At 70.6% G+C, this 3,515-nt stretch carries 2 protein-coding genes; one reads left to right on the top strand and one right to left on the bottom strand.

The genetic code is table 11. The features are described 5' to 3' along the window. The first annotated feature begins 115 nt into the window (after positions 1 to 115). Entirely contained in the window at positions 116 to 2,023 is a 1,908-nt protein-coding gene (locus tag ACZ6QQ_RS34235; protein ID WP_465881977.1) for a glycosyl hydrolase family 28-related protein, read from the top strand. An 88-nt stretch (positions 2,024 to 2,111) separates the two neighbouring features. Here ACZ6QQ_RS34235 and ACZ6QQ_RS34230 read toward each other — a convergent pair whose 3' ends face one another. Next, the gene (locus ACZ6QQ_RS34230; RefSeq protein ID WP_465881976.1) at positions 2,112 to 3,368 is read right to left on the bottom strand and encodes an SGNH/GDSL hydrolase family protein; all 1,257 of its coding nucleotides are present in this window, start codon (positions 3,366 to 3,368) and stop codon (positions 2,112 to 2,114) included. Between the last annotated feature and the right edge of the window lie 147 nt (positions 3,369 to 3,515).

Raw genomic sequence — 3,515 nt, 5'->3', positions numbered from 1 at the left:
CCGTTGTTGTTGGGGGGTGGGGTGGTGCTTTTTGTTCTGTCTCTTGGGGGGGGTGTCCCCCCCCCCCCCCCCCCCCCCCCCCCCCGACACGAGAACACAGACATCCCCGGCACCGGTGGTCACGCGCGCGGGTCTCGACCCGTCGCTCGTCGCCGGGCGGGGTGCGAACGTCGACTTCCTTGAACAGGAGGCGGAGAACGCCCGGACCAACGGCGCGGTCATCGGCCCGGACCGGGCCGCGTACACGCTGCCGTCGGAGGCGTCCGGTCGCAAGGCGGTCAAGCTGACCCCCGGACAGTACGTCGAGTTCACCCTCCCCCGGGCGGCGAACGCGATCACGGTCCGCTACAGCATCCCGGACGCGCCGAACGGTGGCGGGATCACCGCACCGCTCAACGTCACGGTGAACGGCGGGTCGAAGAAGACCATGACCCTCAGCTCGGAGTTCGCCTGGCTCTACAACCAGTACCCGTTCACCAACGACCCCAACGCCGACCTGCTCCACCCCGACTGGTGGATCACCGAGTGCGGCTGCGTACCGGCGGCCACCACCCCGACCCCGACGATCACCAAGCCGTTCCGCCCGATGCACTTCTACGACGAGCAGCGCCTGCTGCTCGGGCAGACGTACCGTGCGGGTGACCGGGTACGACTCACCGTCCCCGCCGGCAGCAACGCCGCCTGGACCGTCATCGACCTGCTCGACTCGCAACTCGTCGCCCCGCCGCAGGTGCGGCTGATCGCGGCGAACGTGCTGGCCTTCGGCGCGGACCCGAGCGGCCGGCACGACTCCGCCGCCGCGTTCGACCGGGCGATCGCGTTCGCGAAGCTCACCCGCCTCAAGGTGTACGTTCCGCCGGGCACGTACCAGGTGAACCGGCACATCATCGTCGACGACGTGACGATCGAGGGCGCCGGCAACTGGTACACGATCATCAAGGGTCGGGAGGTGGCCCTCGACCCGCCGGCCCCCGACGGCTCGGTCCACACCGGGGTCGGCTTCTACGGCAGGGACGCCGCCGACGGCGGGAGCGACAACGTCCACCTGTCCGACTTCGCCATCGAGGGCGACGTACGCGAGCGCATCGACACCGACCAGGTGAACGCCATCGGCGGCGCGATGAGCAACTCGACCATCGACGGCCTGCACATCCGCCACACCAAGGTCGGCCTCTGGTTCGACGGCCCGATGACCAACGTACGGGTCACCAACAACGTCATCGTCGACCAGATCGCCGACGCGCTCAACTTCCACATCGGCGTCACGAACTCGCACGTGTCGAACAACTTCGTCCGCAACACCGGTGACGACGGACTGGCCATGTGGTCGGAGACGACCGCGAACGCCAACAACACGTTCGACCACAACACCGTGCAGACCCCGACGCTCGCCAACGGCATCGCGATCTACGGCGGTCGGGACAACACCGTGTCGAACAACCTGATCGCCGACCCGATCCGGGAGGGCAGCGGCATCCAGATCGGTTCCCGCTTCGGCGCCCAGCCGTTCACCGGGCACCTGTGGGTCACGAACAACACCGTGGTCCGCGCCGGCACGTACGAGCTGAACTGGAACATCGGTCTGGGTGCCATCTGGGTCTACGCGTTGGAGAGGAACATCGACGCGGACATCCGGGTGACCGGGGACCACTACCTCGACAGCACCTACAACGCGATCATGCTGGTCAGCGAGTGGTCGGTGAAGGACCTCTACTCCGTCACCAAAATCCACTTCAAGGACATCAGGGTCGACGGTACGGGCACCTCCGTGGTCAGCGCCCGCGTCTCCGGGTCCGCCTCGTTCGAGAACGTCGACGCCCGCAACGTCGGTGCGGTCGGCGTCAACAACTGCGGCTCGTTCAACTTCCCGCCGACCGGCTCGGAGTTCTCCCTGACCGACCTCGGCGGCAACGACGGGGGCGGCACCACCGGACCCTGGCTCGCCGCCTGGGAACTGCCGAACACCATCACCTGCGACGACCGCCCGCCGGTCGTCGTGCCGCCGGCACCGTCCACCTGGTAACAGCGACCGGTACGGGGTGGGCGGGCGCCCGGGGTACGCCGAACCCGAGCGCCCGCCCACTGTCCGGTTGCCCGGACGGCCGAGGACCCTAGGCGAAGCCGAAACCGGGCGGGAGCGGCTCCCGCCGGAACAACCGGGCCGGTACGGCGTCCGCCAACGCCCGGTACCCGGCCGGGTTCAGGTGCAGGTGGTCCCCGGTGTCGAGGGCCGGCAGCAGGTGCCCGGGGCGGTCCGGATCACGGGTCGCCCGGTCGAAGTCGAGCACCGCGTCGAACCGCTCGGCGGTACGGATCCAGTAGTTGACCCGTCGGCGGGCCGCCCGGCGGTACCCGGCCGGGTCGTCGTAGCCGTCGTGTCCGCCGAACGGTGACAGCGTCGCGCCGTACACCCGGATGCCGTGCGTTTGTGACCGGGCGACGATCTGCTCGTACGCGAAGATCAGCTCTTCGGCCACCCGTTTCTGCGCGGCCTCGGTGGGCTCGGCGGTGCCGATGTCGTTGACGCCCTCGAACACGACCAGCCACTCGACCCCGCTCTGGGCCAGCACGTCCCGGTCGAGTCGGGCCAGGGCGCCGGGGCCGAGCCCGTCGTCGAGCACCCGGTTCCCGCCGGCCGCCTGGTTGAGGACGGCGACCTCCGACGTCGCCGGGTCGGACTGGAGCCGGTCGAGCAACCGGTCCGGCCAGCGGTCGTTCCTGTTCGTGGTGGAACCCCGGCCGTCGGTCAGCGAGTCGCCCAGGACGACCACCGCGGCGGTGTCGCCGCCGGACCAGGTCTCGACCCCGCTGAGCAGGTACCAGTGCTCGACGGGTGTCGCCGACGGCAGGTCGGCCGCCGCGACGTGGTTGCCGGCGAGCAGGTACGAGGTGGTCCGGGAGCCGGGATGCGAGGTGATGTTCCCGGACGCCTGGCCCTCGGCCAGGTAGACGGTGACGGTGAGGTTCGACCGAGGCGCCACCTCGAAGTCCAGCGGGTCGGAGACGGCCTGCGCCCCGACCGGTACGAGGACGGACGGCCGCCCGGAGAAGGTCACCGTACGGGTGGTACCGGCCCGGATGCCGCTGACGCCCGCCCGCCCGTCGACCGGCAGCGCGAGCGTGACGGCCGTGATCGGCAGTGGGGCGCCGCCGAAGGCGTTGGAGAACCGCAGTCGCAGCGCTCGGGCGCCCACCGACAGGCGCACGGTCTGCCGCAGGGTGGCGTCGGCGAACACCCGGTCGTCCCGGACGAACGGTGGCGGCGGCAGGTTGTCGGGTTCCGTCAACTGCGGCATCGCCGCCCAGGTGTTCACCCAGCGCCCGCCCGTACCCGGACGATCCGCATGCCCGGACGGTCGCCGCACCATGCGGTCCTCCTTCGTCGGTCCGGTTTGCGTGGTTCCGGGGGGGGGGGGGGGGGGTCCCCCCGCCCCCGAACCGGGCGGGGGTCGTCGTGTCTCCAGGGGGGGGGTCCGCTCCGGGCGGTACCCCTGCCCCGTAAGCCGAAACCCGCT

Source organism: Micromonospora sp. NPDC049529 (assembly GCF_055586685.1).
Note: the sequence above shows the minus strand (reverse complement) of the source record. Positions and strands in the feature narration are given on the sequence as shown.

Excerpts from the sequence above, each read along its gene's own strand:
- ACZ6QQ_RS34230 (WP_465881976.1), bottom strand. The coding sequence starts at position 3,368 with ATGGTGCGGCGACCGTCCGGGCATGCGGATCGTCCGGGTACGGGCGGG.